Origin of the sequence: Pseudomonas arcuscaelestis (assembly GCF_016881005.1) — a bacterium.
Lineage (GTDB): Bacteria > Pseudomonadota > Gammaproteobacteria > Pseudomonadales > Pseudomonadaceae > Aquipseudomonas > Aquipseudomonas arcuscaelestis.
The window spans coordinates 60,052-77,373 of record NZ_JACOPV010000019.1; the positions used below are offsets into that span (position 1 = coordinate 60,052).

Annotated in this window: 5 protein-coding genes; 4 read left to right on the plus strand and 1 reads right to left on the minus strand. The window is 59.3% G+C overall.

Features of this window, described 5'->3' with window-relative positions:
* Positions 1–11,496 (minus strand): VCBS domain-containing protein, encoded by an 11,496-nt coding sequence (locus tag H8F21_RS25150; RefSeq protein WP_203585564.1) that lies wholly within the window; start codon positions 11,494–11,496, stop codon positions 1–3.
* 371 nt (positions 11,497–11,867) lie between these two features.
* Here H8F21_RS25150 and H8F21_RS25155 point away from each other — a divergent pair, with 371 nt between their 5' ends.
* The 4 genes from H8F21_RS25155 (at position 11,868) to H8F21_RS25170 (ending at position 17,026) form a co-directional block, all read left to right on the plus strand.
* Entirely contained in the window at positions 11,868–13,445 is a 1,578-nt protein-coding gene (locus tag H8F21_RS25155; protein WP_203585601.1) for a mechanosensitive ion channel family protein, read from the plus strand.
* The gene (gene aspT, locus H8F21_RS25160; RefSeq protein ID WP_203585565.1) at positions 13,442–15,127 is read left to right on the plus strand and encodes an aspartate-alanine antiporter; all 1,686 of its coding nucleotides are present in this window, start codon (positions 13,442–13,444) and stop codon (positions 15,125–15,127) included. The genes H8F21_RS25155 and aspT overlap by 4 nt, the downstream gene beginning before the upstream one ends.
* A 220-nt stretch (positions 15,128–15,347) precedes the next feature.
* Positions 15,348–15,725 carry a helix-turn-helix domain-containing protein gene (locus tag H8F21_RS25165; protein ID WP_203541357.1) on the plus strand — a complete coding sequence of 126 codons (378 nt, stop codon included), beginning with the start codon at positions 15,348–15,350 and terminating at the stop codon, positions 15,723–15,725.
* Positions 15,722–17,026, plus strand: coding sequence for a type II toxin-antitoxin system HipA family toxin (locus tag H8F21_RS25170; RefSeq protein WP_203585566.1), 1,305 nt, complete (start codon positions 15,722–15,724; stop codon positions 17,024–17,026). The genes H8F21_RS25165 and H8F21_RS25170 overlap by 4 nt, the downstream gene beginning before the upstream one ends.
* Positions 17,027–17,322: the final 296 nt, after the last annotated feature.

The window sequence follows — 17,322 nt, forward strand, 5'->3', positions numbered from 1 at the left end:
TTATTCGCGGGTACCGTTGTCCATTGCCCGCAGGCGCTCGGCCGCTTCACGCAGTTGGGCGCGAAAACCGGAGGCAATGCGTGCTTCGGAAGGCGGTGGCAACTGGGCATCGCCCTTGTTCATGTGCGCAGCGTCGCTGGCAAAAACCGAAGGGTCAGGCAGCAGGCCGTCGGCGCTGAGGTTGATGCGTGACTGGCGGCCGAGAATCCAGGCCATGTCCAGGCTGCTTTCGCGACTGCTGTTGTGCACGGCCTTGGCAACGAACTGACCTTGTTCCAGGCCCAAGCGCTGGTTCAAGGTTTCGCTACGAATTTCAGGGATCAGGCCATAGCTCAAGTTGCTGCCGTCGGCCTGCCAGCTGGAAAGCTCGAGCGCGCGGCTTTGCGCTTCAACCACGGGGCCGACGAACACTGCCGGCTGTACATCGGGCAGCGGCAAGTTGTGCAGCGGGTCCACTGCATCGCGGCCGAAGAACGGGCCGGCGGGGGCCGGGATGAACGGGGCGGTGATGTCTAGCGAAATGGTCAACTGGGCAAGGTCCGTGGCGCCGGCTCGATCGACAAGGGTGTAGGTGAAGACATCCTGGAGCACTTGACCCAGCCCGGCGGCGGCCAGTACTTGCGGATTGCTCATGTCGATGGTGTAGGTGTAGCTGCCATCGGCGTTTATCACCAGTGTGCCGTAGCGACCGGCCAGCGGTTGGCCGAGCACACCATGGGTGCCGGTGCCGGTTTCAGCACCGGTACGAATGGCGCTGACGCTCAATTGGTCGCCAGCGTCGACATCGCTGTCATTGGGCAGGACATTACCGGAGCTTTGCGGCGCTGTGGTCTGGTCGCTGGCGACGTTGCTGTCGTCGCGGGCAAGCGGACTGTCGTTGGCGCCTTGAATGAGGATATTGAGCCGCGCCTGCGACTCGACCCCGGCAGTGTCGTGCATGCGGTAAGTAAACACTTCACGCAGGGTTTCACCTGCCGTGCGCAGGGCCTGCACGGTTGGATTGTTATTGTCCAAAACGTACTGGTAGCTGCCGTCGGCATTGAGCAGCAGGTGGCCGTAGCGCCCGGCGATGGTCTGGCCGGCGAGGGCGGTGTTACCGGTTTCACTGGTCACCGATAGCACTTGGCGGGTTTCGCCCAAGGCGCTGCTGTCGACGTCGGTGTCGTTGTCCAGCACATTACCGCGTGGGTCTACACCGGGTTTGCCATTGCTCACACCTCCCGCCTCGACAGCGATGCTGTTGTCGTCGACGGCAATTGGCGTGTCGTTGCGACCGTCTATGGTGATGGTCAGCTGTGCAGTGTCATCGGCCTGGTGAGGGTCGACCACTGTATAGGTGAATACATCTACCAGTACCTGGCCACTGGTGCGCAGCGCTTGCACCGCTGCCAGGCTGTTGTCGACGGTGTAGGTCCAACTGCCGTCGGCGTTCATCACCAGGTCGCCATACAGCCCACGGAGGGTGGTGCCTACCGTGCCATCGGTGCCTGTACCGGTTTCACTGCCGGTTCGGATTGCCGAGACTGTCAATACATCGTTTTCAAGGTCGATGTCGTTGCTGAGCACATTGCCGCTGGGGTTGAAGCCAGGCGTCGCATTGTTCAATCCGCCCGCCTCGACAGCAGTGGCAGCATCATCAATGCCATCGGGCACATCATTGCGTCCGATGACGATGATCGACAGTTGCGCGAGGTCGGTGAGACCGCCTCGGTCGGTCACTTGGTAGGTGAATTTATCGACCACTGTCTGCAGCAGATCCAACGCCAGAACGGCCGGGTTGGAGCTGTCGACGTGGTAGGTGTAGCTGCCGTCGGCATTGATTACCAGTGTGCCATATTGGCCGATCAACACATTGCCAACCGTGCCGGCCACCCCCGTGCCACTTTCCGGACCGGTACGAATGCCGGTCACTGTAAGTACATCGCCTTGGTCAACATCGCTGTCGTTAGGCAGTACATTGCCGCTGGGGTTGATGGTCAGGCCATCGCCATTATCGGCCACGGCAAGATTGACGTTGTCTCGGGCCACCGGGGCATCCCACGCGCCTTGAATGGTCAGGCTGAACTGGGCGATGTCCTCGGCCCCGGCAGTGTCGCGCATGCGATAGGTGAACACCTCCTGAAGGGTATCGCCCGGTTTCAGGGCCTGGACGGCAGCCAGTGCGTTGTTGACTTGATAGCGATAATCGCCGTTGGCAAACACCGTCAAGGTGCCGTATATCCCAGAGACGGTCTGCGGGCCGGTGACTGCGGTGAAGGTGCCACCTGCCGCTTCGCTGCCCGCGCGAATGCCATTGACGGTCTTGCTGTCACCCGCATCGACGTCAGTGTCATTACTTAACAGGTTTTCAGTGGGGTTGAGGCCTGCGGTGCCGTTATTGGTGCCACCGGCTTCGACAGCAATGGCGGTATCGTTGACCGCGAGCGGATTGTCGTTCTGGCCGCGGATCGTGATGGTCAGATTGGCGGCGCTGAGCGCACCCGAAAGGTCGCGGATGGTGTAGGTGAAAAATTCACTGACAGTGGCGCCGGCCGTGCGCAAGGCTTGCACCTGCGGATTGTTGTTGTCGACCAGGTAGGTGTAGCTGCCATCGGCGTTCAAGGTCAGGCTGCCGTACTGACCGGTAAAGCTGCTGCCTACGCTGCCAGCGTTAGGCCCTTGGCGAACTGCGATGACCGTCAGTTTTTCGCCAAACTGGTCAACGTCAGTGTCGTTGCTGAGCACGTTGCCGCTGGGGTTACTGCCAGGGGTGGCGTTGTTCAAGCCGCCAGCCTCGACGGCCAGTGCACTGTCGGGGTTGGCGACAGGCGCGTCGTTGCTGCCCTGGATGGTGATGTTCAACACTGCAATGTCGGTAGCGCCTGCGGTATCGATAACGTGGTAGTTGAAGGCATCAGTCAGTGTGTTGCCGGGACGCAGGGCTTGCACGGCCGCCATGCTGTTGTCCAGGCGATAGCTGTAGCTGCCATCGGCATTGAGGGTCAGCCAGCCGTAGGTACCGCGCAATTCGCTCCCCAGCGTGCCGGCATTGCCAGCGCCCTCGGTGGCGCCGGTGCGTACCGAGGCCACGCTGCTGGTTTCGCCGTAGTCGGTCGGGTCGCCGACACCGCCATCGACGTCGTTGTCATTGGTCAATACGTTACCGGTCGGGTTGACGCCGCCACTGCTGTTGTTGTTGACCCCGCCGGCTTCTACGGCGGTTGCCGAGTCATTGCCAGCAACCGGGTTATCGTTCTGGCCTCGGATGACGATGACGATCTGGGCGTCGTCGAATTCGCCGTCGGAATCGGTGACCCGATAAGTAAAGACTTCCACCAGCAAATCGTCGATCCCGCGCAGCGCCTGGACTTCAGAATTGTTGTTGTCGATCACATAGGTGTAGGTGCCGTCGGGCTGAATGGTCAGGACACCGAATTTGCCGTTCAGCGGGTCGCCAACCACCCCGACAGTGCCGTCGGTTGCACTTTGCAGCCCTGTGCGTATACCCGTCACGCTGATTGGATCGCCATCAGGGTCGGCAAAGGTTACTTGCCGAATTGGCGCGGGCGGAACGCCGGGGTCAAGGCCTGGTGTGCCGTTACCGACGCCACCCGCTTCAGTGGCCAGCACTACGGTGTCCTGTGCATGAGGTGGATTGTTGGCACCGGTGACCACAATCACCAGTTGCGCGGTGTCGGTCAGCCCAGCCGAGTCGACAAGCTGATAGGTAAAAACCACTTCCATCGACACCCCACGGGGTAGGGCGATAATCGCGGCGTTGTTGCTGTTGACGTCGAAGGTGAAGGAACCATCGGGATTGATGGTCAGAGTGCCAAAGTTGTCGCCCGCGACGACGGCAATAGGCACCCCCGTGCTGTCTCGGGCGTAAACCGCCGCGATGGAAACCGGTCCGCTGGTGACTGGCGCCAGCGCGCCATTGCTCGGTTCGATGCCATTGACGGCCTCGATGCCACTGCGAATGCCATTGACCTGCAACACGGTATTGGGCCGGTCCGCCGCGTCGACGTCGGCGTCTATGCCAGTGCCACCTGGGCCGGTGTTGCCCGGGCGGCTGGGGAACTGAATAACGTTGCCGCTGGGGTTACTTTCATTGGTAGAGTCAGAACCTGCCTGCGCCTGGGCTGCATCGTCGCTGGCGAGTGGATTATCATAGTTGCCCTTGACCGTGATGCGCAGTTCAGCCAGGTCATTGAGGCCCAAGGCATCTGTTACTTGATAGCTGAACACTTCGGTCAGGCTGTCATTGGGCCCGAGGCGTTGTACGGCGGTATTGCTATTGTCGATGACATAGCTATAGGTGCCATCGGAAGCGATGGTCAAGGTCCCATAGGTGCCCGTGAGGCTGACACTGCCGTTGGCCGGCACAGTGGTCAGGGGCGCAGGGGAGATTTCCGGTGTGGCGCGAATACCGGAAACACGGATGGTTTCGCCATAGTCGATCGGGTCTGTCGGCTTTTCGCCGCCGTCCACATCGTTATCGTTGTCCAGCACATTGCCGCTGGCATCGGCGCCAGGAACAGGGAAATTACTGGGCGGGGTATCGTTGGGCTTGCCGACATCGGTGTTGCCAACGCCGCCTTTTTCAATGGCAGTGGCCGAATCGGCGTTTCCAACCGGTGCATCGTTGCTGCCTTGAATCACCACGGTCAAGCTGGACGTGGACTGCAGCGGCGGGCCACCCAGGCCGATATCGGCAATGGTATAGCTGAACACTTCGGTCAGTTGGTCGCCGGCCAGGCGCAGTGCCTGAACCTGGGCATTGTTGTTGTCGATGATGTACTCATAAGCGCCATTGGCCGACAGCACCAACTTGCCGTAACGCCCGGCAATCTCTATCACATCAATGCCAGTAAGCGCCCGGGTAACACCCAGTGGGGATGTCACCGAAATCACATTGAGCACATCACCGTTGGTGGCGATATCGACATCGGTGTCGTTATCCAGCAGGTTGCCACGTGGGTCGATACCGTCCAGCTGGTTGTTGGTGCCGCCGGCCTCTACGGCGGTGGCAGTGTCTGGATTGGCCAGGGGGGCATCGTTGACTGGTTCGAGGTTGATGACCAGGAAGTCGGTGTCGGTGCGCGCATCGGTCAGTTGTCCGGGAATGCCGTTGCCATCGAAATCGCCATAGTTGCCTAAATCGGTGGTTTGAACCTGAAGGGAGTCGACGCCATTGAAGTTCAGGTTGCCCAAATAGCTCAGGCTGGCCAACGCCGCGTTGATGTCGGCAATCCGTCCCAACAGCACCAAAGACGTGGTGCCCGTGCCGCTTACGTTAACCCCGGTGGCAGCACCGGTGAGCGACAGGGTGCCGTGAGTCACCGTCAGTGTCACCTGAATGGCCCGGCCGTTGACGTTCGGGTTGCGCTCGGCATCTACGTCGCTGACGCTGATACCGGGGATTGCCAGTGGGGCGTCCTCATTTCCAGACTGAGAGCCGGGCAGGGTGTTGACCGGTGCGTCGTTGACCTCGACATAGCCGGAGTTGGCTTGCTGGGTACTCCCTTCACCCAATGTCACGCGGACCTGGCCGAGGGTGCTGCCGTCGGTATCGATGCGGATGCGCAGCTCGCCAAACTGGCTGATGCTGTTGACGGTGGTCGGTGCATCTACACGGTACAAGCCAGAGGGCAGAACACCGAAGATAAAGCGGCCATTGCTATCGGTGGTGGTGCTGAAGGTCTTGTCGTCGCCATTGCCGAGGACTCCGTCAACGCCTGCCCAGATCAGCTTGATGGTCTGGTTGGCAATTGCCAGCTCGTAGGCTGGGGTGCCGGGAACAGGGTCTGCGTCCGGGGCGACGTCATTGGGTGAAGAGACGGCGGTGCCGGTGTCGTTCCAGAGGGTGCCGCTGATGATGCCAAGTCCGGCACCTTCGCGCAGGACATAGTTGTTCAAGGTTGTAGCGTCCGCACCGGGACCGTCTGTTCCGTTACGCTCGCCCGATGCGCTGCCGTCGGCGCCAACCGTGGTACCGCCCCAACTGGTGAACGTTTCGGGCAGGCTGCTCCAGCTCAGGTTGGCGTCGGTATTGGCGATAGTCGTGCCATTGGGAACGTCGACTGAATACACCACGCTGACCCGCGTACCTATGTCGATTCGAGCGATATCTACGCTCAGCCCACCTGTGGTGCTGAAGGTCACGCCCGCGGGCAGGTTGCCCGGACCATAGAGTGTGCCGCCGATGGTAACGCTGATCAGGTTGTAGTTGCTGCCGGTCGGGAAACCGTCGCTCAGGTGCACGTCATAGGCTGGCAAGCCGCCGCTGGCGGTGAAATTGACGGTGACCGTGGCATTGCCCGTGGTGCCGGCAGGGTTGGGCGTAAAGTCGGTGACCTGCTTGTTGAACTCGCTGAAACTGGACTCGACGATGCGCTCGCGCAGCACATCACTGGTTGCCCGCAGGTTGCCGTTGACACGGTCTTGAACAATGGCGTCGAGGCCCACGCCGGCCTGGTTTTCGACAATGTTGCTGACCCGGGCATTGAACTCGACGACGATGCCCTCAAGGTCATCATCGTTGCCATCGTCACCCGCGCCATGCGCGCCGTTGGTGATGTTACCCAAATTAAGGGTAACGATCTGATTGCCATTGGCATCGGTATCGAGTTGGACATAAATCGGGTTGAGCACGCCGGTCGGCGCTGCGCCAGAGAGATCCGGGGTGATGAATTGGGCCTCTGGACTGTCCTCGTTGCCAAGAATCTGCAACGTACCGCTGGTGATCAGGTTATTCAGGCTGGTGACCAGGCCACCATCGGAGACGAAGCCGATACGCAGGGTACTCAGGTCGCCCAGGGTCAAACCACGCCCCAAGGTAATCACCAGCTGGTAGTTGGGGTTGTTCCCTTCAGGCACCAATACAGTCGCCCGGTAGCGAATCACTTCTCCGACCGCGACCTGTTCTTCCAGGGCGTTGGTCGGGTTGGGGGCTGCGGTGTCGGTAAGCCCGCCCACGCGCGAGAACTTGATGCCTTGCGCCACTGGAATGATGAGCACGCTGTCCCGGCGGTAATCATTGAGTACGCCGCTGTTGAGTGTGCCGTCGTTGCCGGTTCGTTCACCTGCAACCGTACCGTCAAGGCTACTCCAGCGTACTTGTGCCAGGTTGTCGAACTGCGCTACCGATGCGCCGGTGGCATTGACCACCCCGGAAACGCGCAAGAGCACGGTGCCGCCTTTGGCGATATCGACATTGCCGGTGTTGATCAGCGTACGACCTGTAGGGTCGAGGGTAAAGCTGCCAGTGATATCGGTGCTCACACCATTGACCGTGTAAATCGCACTGATCAGGGTCAAACCGTCCAGCTCAGTGGGCAGTTCGCTGCTGAAATTGATATCGAAGGCGTTATTGTCGCTCGACGCAGTACCGTTGCTGAGGGTGATGTTGTACTCGACCTTGTCACCTAGGTCGAAACCCAGCCCTGGCGGGGTGACCAGTTGCTGGTTGAGTTGCAGGGTTGGTTCCTGAATGGTGATGGTGGGTTTGGCGCCGGTCAGTGCCACGTCGCGGCTTACTGCGGTAGTGCCATTTGGCGTATCACCGTCGGGATCGCGGTAGTTGAGGGTGGCGTCGTTTTGCCTGACTGCGCTGGTCTGGTTAGCTGTGACGTTACTGGCAACCAGGCGCAGGCGAATGACGAAACTGTTGTTGCCGGTGTTGTTGTCACCGGTGGCGCTGGAGACTGTAAAGACGAAGCGCGCATCGGCACCGTCAGCGCCCAGGGTGCCAGAGGGTGCACTTAAGCTGCCGATGGTGACGGTACCGCCAAAATTTTGCGCCAATAGGCCACCAGCGCTGGTGATCACCAGATAGCCACGACCCTCAAAACTGGTGTCCAGGCGCATGCCGGGCGGTATCAGATCATCGATACGCAGGTTCTGGGTAGTCCCTTCAGGCAACGTCACGACGATGTCGTAAAGCATGCTTTCACCGACCACCAGGTTTGAGCCGGTGGTGTGGGCGGCGCTGGAGTCGCTATTGTCGAGACTGCCGCCCGCATAGTTCTTACTGATGGTCGGGGCAGCGACCTGCTGGCCGGCAAGGTCGGTCAATGGCGTAGCGCCAACGAAGTTCTGTCCACCTTCGACACTGGCGTAACCGAGCAGTTGGGCGCTGGTTTGCAGCGTAGAGCTGGCGGCGATGGTGGCGCTGACATTGACCTCGTAAGTGATGACTACCACGTTGGCACCGCTGTTGTCGGCAGCACTGCCGGGGCGCCCGGCCAGAAGCGCGCCGACCCCAGCGCCGTCGATGAAGGTAATAGTGTTGGTGGCGTTGTTTACGGTGAAGTGAGTGCCGGCGATGAGCCGTGTGCCGTCGCCACGGTAGATTTGCAAGTTGGCGGCAGACAGGCTGCCACCGACAAAGGACAGCCCCGGCGGCAGCGTGATGCTGGTGCGCACATCGAATGCACTGCCACCACCGGAGTTCTCGATGGCGGTGGCCAGGCGCAGGCGATCACTGGCGTCGATGCCGCTGACATTGCCATTGACCGCGCTGATATCGGTGATACTGCCCGCGAACGGCGTGCCAGCGGTGCCCGGTAACGTCCAACTACCGGTTGTACCCGATACCGTGCCATGGCTGCTGGAGACTACGCCATGGCTGATGTTGAGCACAGGCTCAGCGACCGAGGCGATCAAGGTCACGTCATCGGTGGTTACCAGGGCGCTTTTGTCCAGCGTCCGGGTCTGACTGGATTCGCCCAGCACGTTGAAGGCACGTTGGTCGGCGAACGGCTGGTCACTGACGGTCAGGGTGAAGTCGATCGAAATACGGCTGCCTTCGACCCCGGTGTTTACATAGTCGGCGAAGGTGAACACCAGCGAGTTGCCTGGCCCGAGGGTAACGGACGTTGGAGTATTTGGATTGGTGTTGTCTGTAGCCAGGCGCCAGATGGTGTTGAGGTCCAGGCCGCTGAGGTCGAACAGCGGCAGCGGTAGGTAGGCCGTGAGCTTGAAGTTCTCGTAGTCGCCGGTGATCAAATCGTAGCTGAGGCGGAAGGTGACACGGTCACCAGGGCGCAACTCGGTGCCAGGTGCCGGCGCGCCACTGCCGTTGCGATCGGCCAGGTTGATTTCAACCTGGCTGGTGGGGATGGTCGTGGTGGTAGTGGAGCTGTCGCTCTGGTTGTCGCCGCTGAGGTTTAGGGGGTCGAGCAGTACCGTGGCGGTAACAGTGGCGTTGTTGCCGAGCGGATCGCCTTCGTTGATTTCAGGATGAGGGTTGCCGCTTGGTGGTGTATAGCTCTGTCCGATTCGCGCCTGGTAGCTGATCACCGCCAGGGTTGCGCCTTGCAGCACATCGTCAAAGGCCAGGTCACCGTTGAGCCAGTTGCGCAGGGCAAAGGCATTGCTGATAGATCCGGCAACGTCGAACTGCATAGACGTAGTACCGTCCGCATTGACCACAGCGCTGCTGATCAAGGTGATGGTCTGGCTGACACCGTTGACCGTGAGGGTCAAGGTGGCCGTGCCCGGCACCAGGGTCTGGCCATCACCGAGGCTGTCGGCAATCACGAAACTACCATTGCCGAGGAAGGTTTTGCCAAAGGCAAAATAGTCGGAGAGGGCAATGTTGAGACGGTAGCTGAGGGTGTCGCCCGGGCTTACCCCGGCAGTGCCACCGTCAATCGCGACCGTGACCTCCTTTTGCAAGGTAATCGACTTGGCAATAAAGCTGACATCCTGCCCAGTGCCACTGAACTCGATCTGCCCACCCGCAGCGTCGCGCGGATCCAACGGCACCCAGTCGCCGGTAGCAGTAGGTCCATCGAAAACGATGGCGACATCATTGCCGGTGACCGGGTTGAGGACTGGAACGCCATCGGCATCGTCATCGGGCACAAAAAACTGCACGCTGGTGACAGTCGGGACACTGATCGTCGGGTACCGCACGCTGAACTCGCGAAGATACACGTCGTTGCCGAGGTTACTGTCGTTATTGCGCGCGAGCGTTACCCGAATCAAGGCCGGGTCGGTAATCACACGACCATCGTAGAGGGTTATGGATACAACTGTGCCTCCGGCAGCCGGGGTGATGCCTTTGACAATGACATTGTCTGGCACCGGCTGGCTGATCACCACGTTGGTCAAGGTCTGCGAGTCGGCGGGGGTAATGGTGCCAGATAGCGTGCGCACGAAGTTCGGGCCGGTGGCAGTTTCACCTTCCGGTGTGCTGACCGTTTGATCAACCGTAATGACAGTGGGGTGCACGACGTAGCTGTCGGCATTGGCTGAAGGCTCAAGAATACTCGGGTCAGTGGCAGGGTTATTAAGTGAATCGTTGCCATACTGAAAGCCACTGCGTGCACGAATGGTCAGGTCAGGGGTGGAGCCTGAGAAGGAGAAGTCGGTGTCTGCCAGGTTACTTAAGGTCGCGGTCACTTGAATGGCAATCGGCGGCTGGCCCTGGCTGACGCTGGAGAACGGCAGTTCGAGAACTACCATCTGATCACCCGCGCGCATTCCAAAGTCAGCTGCGTTGATAACCAGGGGCTTGCCGTCGGTGCCGACGGCCAAGGGGTGGCTGGCCTTGCCATTGGCATCGAAGGTCAATACGTGGGCGGTCAGCGTCTGGCCCAGGTAGCTGGCGGAACTGAAGGTGATACCGTCGTCAATTTCTGCGCCGGCGCCATCCTTGCCGGTGGCGGGGAAGAATAGATCGATAAAGGGCGCATAACCGGCATCGGTAGTGCTGTTGCTGAAGGTCACCGTGAAGGTGAAGTTCTCACCCAACAAGACGTCGGCACCACCGGACAATCCAGTGCTTGGACCTGCAGCCAGCAACCGCTCGTAGCTGCTCATGGCCGCGCTGGAGAGCGCGATAGACTTATCGATCAAGCCATTGCTGATTTCCAGGCTCCAATCGCCACCCGCTTTAGCGCTACCGGTGTTGTCGTCAGAGGCGCCCACGTCTGCGCCGGTCCAGCGCGCCAGTTCATCCACCAGGGTACGCCCATCCTTGCCTTCGCCCACCTTGCAGCCGTAGAGCTGGATGTCGGCGCCTTCGTTCAGGGACTGGCTCCATTGACTCAACGGTTGCGCGTATTGCCCAACATTCTCGGCAGTCAGGGTGGTGCTGCCCAGGGTGAACTCGCCGGCGGCACCATGGGATAGAATTTGAATTGAGTCGACTTGGCCCAGCTTGGCCAGGGCGCTGGAAATCGCGGCCAGTCCATCCTGATTAGCCTCCACCACCAGCACGTCAACGTTGTCCGGCAGATTGGCGGTGAGTTGCTCGCGGCCTTCGATACGGCTGTCGAGCACTAACAGGTGACGCGCTGCAGACGCTTGCTGGGCGGGCTCGCTACGCGCCTCGGATGGTGTGGCGTGCGTCGTGTCGCTTTTGCCTGCATCGCCGGCATCCTGCTGGTGCTGGTCTGCGGTCGCTGCCGCCGCTGCCCCGTCAAACAGTATTCGCGGCTCAAGCGCCAGGGCTTGGCGTTGCGGCTTGAATGCAGCTGGAATTGCAGTACGGAGTCGGGTCGTCATGTCCACCTCAATACGAAAAGCTCCTGGCGAAGGCGCACCGCCGGCAACTGGAGCAGCGCTGATGCTGGCGACAGCCGGTTATTCCTTCGGGCCGTCGAATGATTCTCAACAAAACCAGACTAGACGCATTTTAAACATTGTGTGATTCGCCTGACGGATGCGGTCCACGCGCCTTTCAGCCGGTCTGGACGGCCAGCAATCTCATGCGTGCAGAGGAATGATCGCTCAGGAGGTAGGAGGGCGGAACGCCGTCTATCCTGACCTTGCCGCTTACCACGGGGGTGCGTGGGAGGTGGCGATGTTCAACCGGAGCGAAGGCTATGGAAAAGTGGGTAAAACGCTGGTGCCTTGGGGCGGCTGTACTGTTGTGGATGACGTGTTATCAGCCCGCTTACGCCGATCAGGAAACTGCTGTCGTTACAGCGCCGCCTGCCGAACTGAAAGTGTTCAATCGCAGCATCCTGACCTTTCGCGCCACCTTGCTCGGCGAAACCCCGAAGGTTCGCATGCAACGTGCCGAAGCTGTGATCAGCGAGATGATTGGCGGTACCGAGGAACTCGACATCAGGATCGATGCCATCCAGGACAGCTATCTTGTGCTGCTCGGTGAGCGTCGGGCGTTCATTGTCACACCCAAGGATACTGACGCCGATATCAGTGTTGCCGAGGCTGCCGCTGAGGCTGCCAAGCGCCTCGAGACGGTTGTGACTGAATCACAGCAGGCGCGCAGCGTACGATTTTTGCTGGTCGCAGGCGGCTTCAGTGTGGTTGCTACCTTGCTGTACCTTGCCTTGTTGCGCCTTGCTGCGTATGTACAGCGCAAGCTGTTGTCGTGGCTGCCGAAGAAAATTCGTCGCCATCATGATGTACTGAAGGTTGGCCAAACGCCCCTGTTCGATACCAGCAATCTGTTTCCCGTGTTCAGGCGCTTGTTGGCGTTGCTGTACTGGATTGTGGTGCTGCTGCTCACGTATGAATGGTTGACCTTCGTGTTGCGGCGTTTTCCCTACACCCGACCTTGGGGTGAGAGCCTTGATAACTACCTGCTGAACCTGGCGGGATATCTGCTGGATGCCATCGTCAGCGCGATTCCGGGGCTGGTGATTGCGCTGATGATCTTTTTCATCGCACGTGGGGCCAGCGCCTTCAGCAAACGCATTCTTGAGCGGCTGGCGCGTCCCGGCACAATTTCCTGGCTCAACGAAGAAACCCTGCAGCCGACGATGCGCCTGACGGCCCTGGCGATCTGGCTGTTTGCCCTGGCGATGGCGTATCCCTACCTGCCCGGTGCCGGGACTGAGGCGTTCAAAGGGCTTTCGGTGTTGATCGGCTTGATGATCTCGCTGGGGGCTTCGAGTGTGGTTGGCCAGGCGGCGGCCGGTCTGATCTTGACCTATACCCGCACCTTGCGCCCCGGCGAGTTTGTCAAAATTGGCGAGCATGAGGGTACGGTGACCGAGTTGGGCATGTTCACCACCAGTATTCGCACCGGCTTGGGGGAGGTGTTGACCCTGCCTAACTCGATGATCACCGGCACGGTGACGAAGAACTACTCGCGTGTGGTGCAGGGCGCCGGTTACGTGGTGGACACAGTTGTCACCATTGGCTACGACACACCCTGGCGCCAGGTAGAGGCCATGCTGCTGGAGGCGGCAAGCCGCACCGCCGGTATTTTGCAAACGCCTCGGCCGCAGGTGTTTCAAACCGCACTTTCCGACTTTTACCCTGAGTACCGCCTGGTCGCCCAGGCAGTGCCCAGCGAACCGCGACCACGTGCCGAGTTGCTTTCGCTGCTGCATGCCAATGTGCAGGATGTGTTCAACGAGTACGGTGTGCAGATCATGTCGCCGCACTACCTGGGCGATCCGGAACACGAAAAACGCGTGCCCAAGGAGGGCTGGTATGCCGCGCCCGCGCAGGCGCCACATGACCAGGGAGACGCGCAATGATCGAATTCGTGCTGCATGCCTTGCGTTCCAACCCCGAGATCGCCGTATTCCTGGCCATTGGCTTGGGTGTACTGGTCGGTCGTATCCAAATTGGCAGCTTTCATCTGGGTTCGGTGGCCGGTGCGCTGCTGATGGGGCTGGTGATCGGCCAGGTCGGGCTGGAGGTGCCCCACGAACTCAAATCAGTGTTCTTTGTGCTGTTCATTTATGCCGTTGGCTTCAAAAGTGGCCCGGAGTTTTTCGGTTGCCTGAACCGTGGCAGTCTCAAACTGGTGCTGTTCTCGGTGGTGCTTTGCAGCACCGCCCTGGGCACGATTTTGCTGATGAACAAAATCTACAACTTTGATGCCGGCTTTACCGCCGGCTTGGGTGCAGGCGCCCTGACTGACACGGCGATCATGGGTACGGCCAGTAGCGCCATTGCGCAACTGGGGTTGGATGAGGCGGCGAAGAACCAGTTGTACAGCCATATGGCAATTGCCTATGCCATTACCTATGTGTTCGGCACAGTGGGGTTGGTGGTGTTTGTCGGCAGCATCGCCCCGAAATTGCTGGGCGTGGACCTGCGCGCCTCGGCGCGGGAACTGGAGCTGGAACTGGGCATCGCCAGTCAGGAAGAGATCATCAGCATCCCCTATACACGCATCGTGGTGCGCGCCCATTCTTTGACTGAACCCAGCACACTAGGCTTATCCATCCACCAATTGGAACGCCAGCATCCGAGCATGAGCATCGAGCGGGTGGTACGCGCAGGGGTGGTGCATGAGCGCGACTCGGCGATGCAATTGCAGTTGGGCGATATCGTCGGTATCTATGCCCTGCGCGAAGACGTTGGGTACTTGAGTGGATGGCTGGGCGCCGAGCTGGACCACCCCGAAGCGTTGTCGTTTCCTACTCGTACTGCCGAGATAGTGCTGACCAACAGGTCATTGGCTGGCAAGACCGTGCATGAGATCAAATCCCGGCTATCGGGCTCCGAGCGTATGGGCTGCTTCATCAATTCGATCACCCGGCAAAACCTGGACTTGCCACTGCTGCCCAATACTGTACTGCACAAAGGTGATGTGATCTCGCTTACCGGGCGTACGGCCAGTGTTGTCGCCCTGGCCGAACAGTTGGGACGAATTCGCGAGCGCAGCTATAAAACCGATATCGCCGTCCACGGCTTGGGCATGGTGGTGGGCGCGCTGCTGGGTATGCTATCGACGCATATCGGCATGATCCCCATTGAACTGGGCGTGGGTGGCGGGGTGCTGTTGGTTGCACTGCTGATCGGCTGGTACAACTCGCGTCATCCGGAATTCGGCAGCTTACCGCCGGCTGCCCAGTGGGCGTTTTCCGAGTTTGGCCTCACCGCATTCGGCGCAGTCGTTGGCTTGCTGGCAGGCCCACCGGCAATCGCCGCCATGCAGAACGAGGGCCTGGCGCTGCTGATCTCAGGAGTCGTGGTGACGTTGTTGCCGCCGCTTGTATCGCTGTACTTCGGTCGCTATGTGCTGCGATTGCACCCCATGGTGCTGTTTGGTGCATTGGCCGGAGCGCAGACTGAAGCGGCGTCGATGAACAAGATCATCGAACAATCCGGTAGCAACACACCGGTGATTGGATTCACTGTGTGCTACGCGATTTCCAACGTGTTGTTGGCCGTGTGTGGCCCGATCATTGTGTATATAGCCAGTTAACCTCCGTTTCAGTCATTCGTTAGGTTCAGATGCACCTGATTAGCGCCAACAAAGCTAGGCGTTAATCGGTTTAAAGTAATTCTGCGCCTAAAAATCTAGGCGTTGCTATATCTCTTCATAAGCCCTTTAATAGCAGTCATACAAGGCCTATAATTCTAGGCGTAACTTGGCTTAATAGCCTTCTTTGCATAGGAAACTAGGCATTATGCGAGCAGAATCGATGACTGATGAAGCGATCGCCGGTGAAATTGGCCAGCGCATCGAAGCCATTCGCTTGAAACGCAATCTGGGCCAGGACATCGTTGCCCATGAAGCCGGCATCTCGCGTGAGACGTACCGCAAAATCACTGCAGGAAAAGGCACGTTAGTGAACGTTATTGCAGTGCTCCGCGTACTGGGGGAGCTGGGGCGCTTGGCGACGTTGATCGAGGAGGTCCGGTCAAGCCCCCTGCAGTTAGCCAAAATGCAGGGTAAGCGGCGACTGCGGGCCGCGCGAGCGACGTCTGCTGCGCCTTCATTGAAGCCGACTGCAACTACACCTATCGGCAAGCCGACGCTCATCGGTGGCACCCATACGAAAAAGGACAGTAGCTGGTGATTGCACGAATCTACCTGTGGGATGTGTACGTGGGTGCACTCAACTGGAACGCCGACACCCAGATTGCCGAATTTGAATACACCCCTGAGTTTGTCAGGACTGGATTGCAGATTTCACCGATCCACATGCCTTTGCGCGAGGACTATACCTATGTGTTCCAGGGTCTGGATCGGGAAACCTTCAAGGGCTTGCCTTCAGTCCTCGCCGACTCGTTGCCAGATGATTTCGGTAACGCGCTGATCGACGCCTGGCTGGCTCAACAAGGGCGCGACAAGGTCACCTTCTCACCGGTGGAACGCCTCCTGTACCAAGGGACACGGGGCATGGGCGCATTGGAGTATCGGCCGGCACTGGCTGCAGAGCAGAACAAGGGAGAGAGCATCCAGATCGATGCACTCGTGCGCCTGGCCAGCGAAGTATTGTCGGAACGCGGATCGCTGGCCGAAAGGCTGACTGCGCACGACCCGTCTGTCGATGACGTTGCCCTGCAGCACCTCATCCAGGTCGGCACCAGCGCCGGTGGCGCGCGGGCAAAAGCCGTCATTGCCCTGAACGCTGCGGGTGAGATTCGCTCGGGCCAGGTACCGGCGCCAGCGGGATTCGAGTACTGGCTGTTGAAATTCGACGTCGCCAAGGACTCGAAAGTCCTGGCGGACTCGCAAGGCTATGGGCGTATCGAATACGCCTACCACCTCATGGCCAAGGCCGCGGGCATTACCATGACCGAATGCCGGTTATTGGAGGAGGGTGGCCGGGCGCACTTCATGACCAAGCGATTCGACCGTACCGCCGATGGTGAGAAAATCCACGTTGCCACGCTGTGCGCGATGGATCATGCAGACTTCCGCAAGCCCGGCCAATACTCTTACGCCGAAGCATTCGCTGTGCTGCGCGCGCTTGGCGTTTCCCGCGATGGTGCCGAGGAATTCTATCGCCGTATGGTCTTCAATGTGGTGGCCCGTAACCAGGACGACCACACCAAGAATACCGCCTTCATGATGGACACCGACGGCAGCTGGTACCTGACTCCAGCCTACGACGTTTCCTATTCCTACCTTCCCGGTAGCTTCTGGGTCGACACTCACCAGATGAGCATCAATGGCAAGCGTGATGACTTCACCCTTGAAGATTTGCTCAGCGTGGCGAGCCAAGTGCGCGGCATGGACGCCAAGCAGATCATCCGTGATGTCGTCGAAGCTGTCCGGCAATGGCCGCATTTCGCTCAAGTGGCCGGCGTTAACGCTACATCCAGCAAGCGCATTGGTGACGTACACCGGTTGTATCTGAGCGAAGGGCTTTGATCGCGCGGAAACGCCACGGGTGTTATCGCAACAGTTTTCTATGGATCCAGTGGTGAATGATCAGGTAATGGCTTCTGGGCGATAATCGAACAGAATTATTTACTTTAGATTAACTAGATAAGTGCATGATATTTAACGCAATTACTATTCTGGTTTGATTTCAAATGGAGATTTCAAGGAGTAAAAGGCCCAGCTAGCTCAGTTAGCCACCGTTGTTTATGGATCCATTATCTGATTGATTAGCCCCTGGCAGCGTCGGGAGCCCTCCCGAACGTAGGCGATAACAATTACAAAAA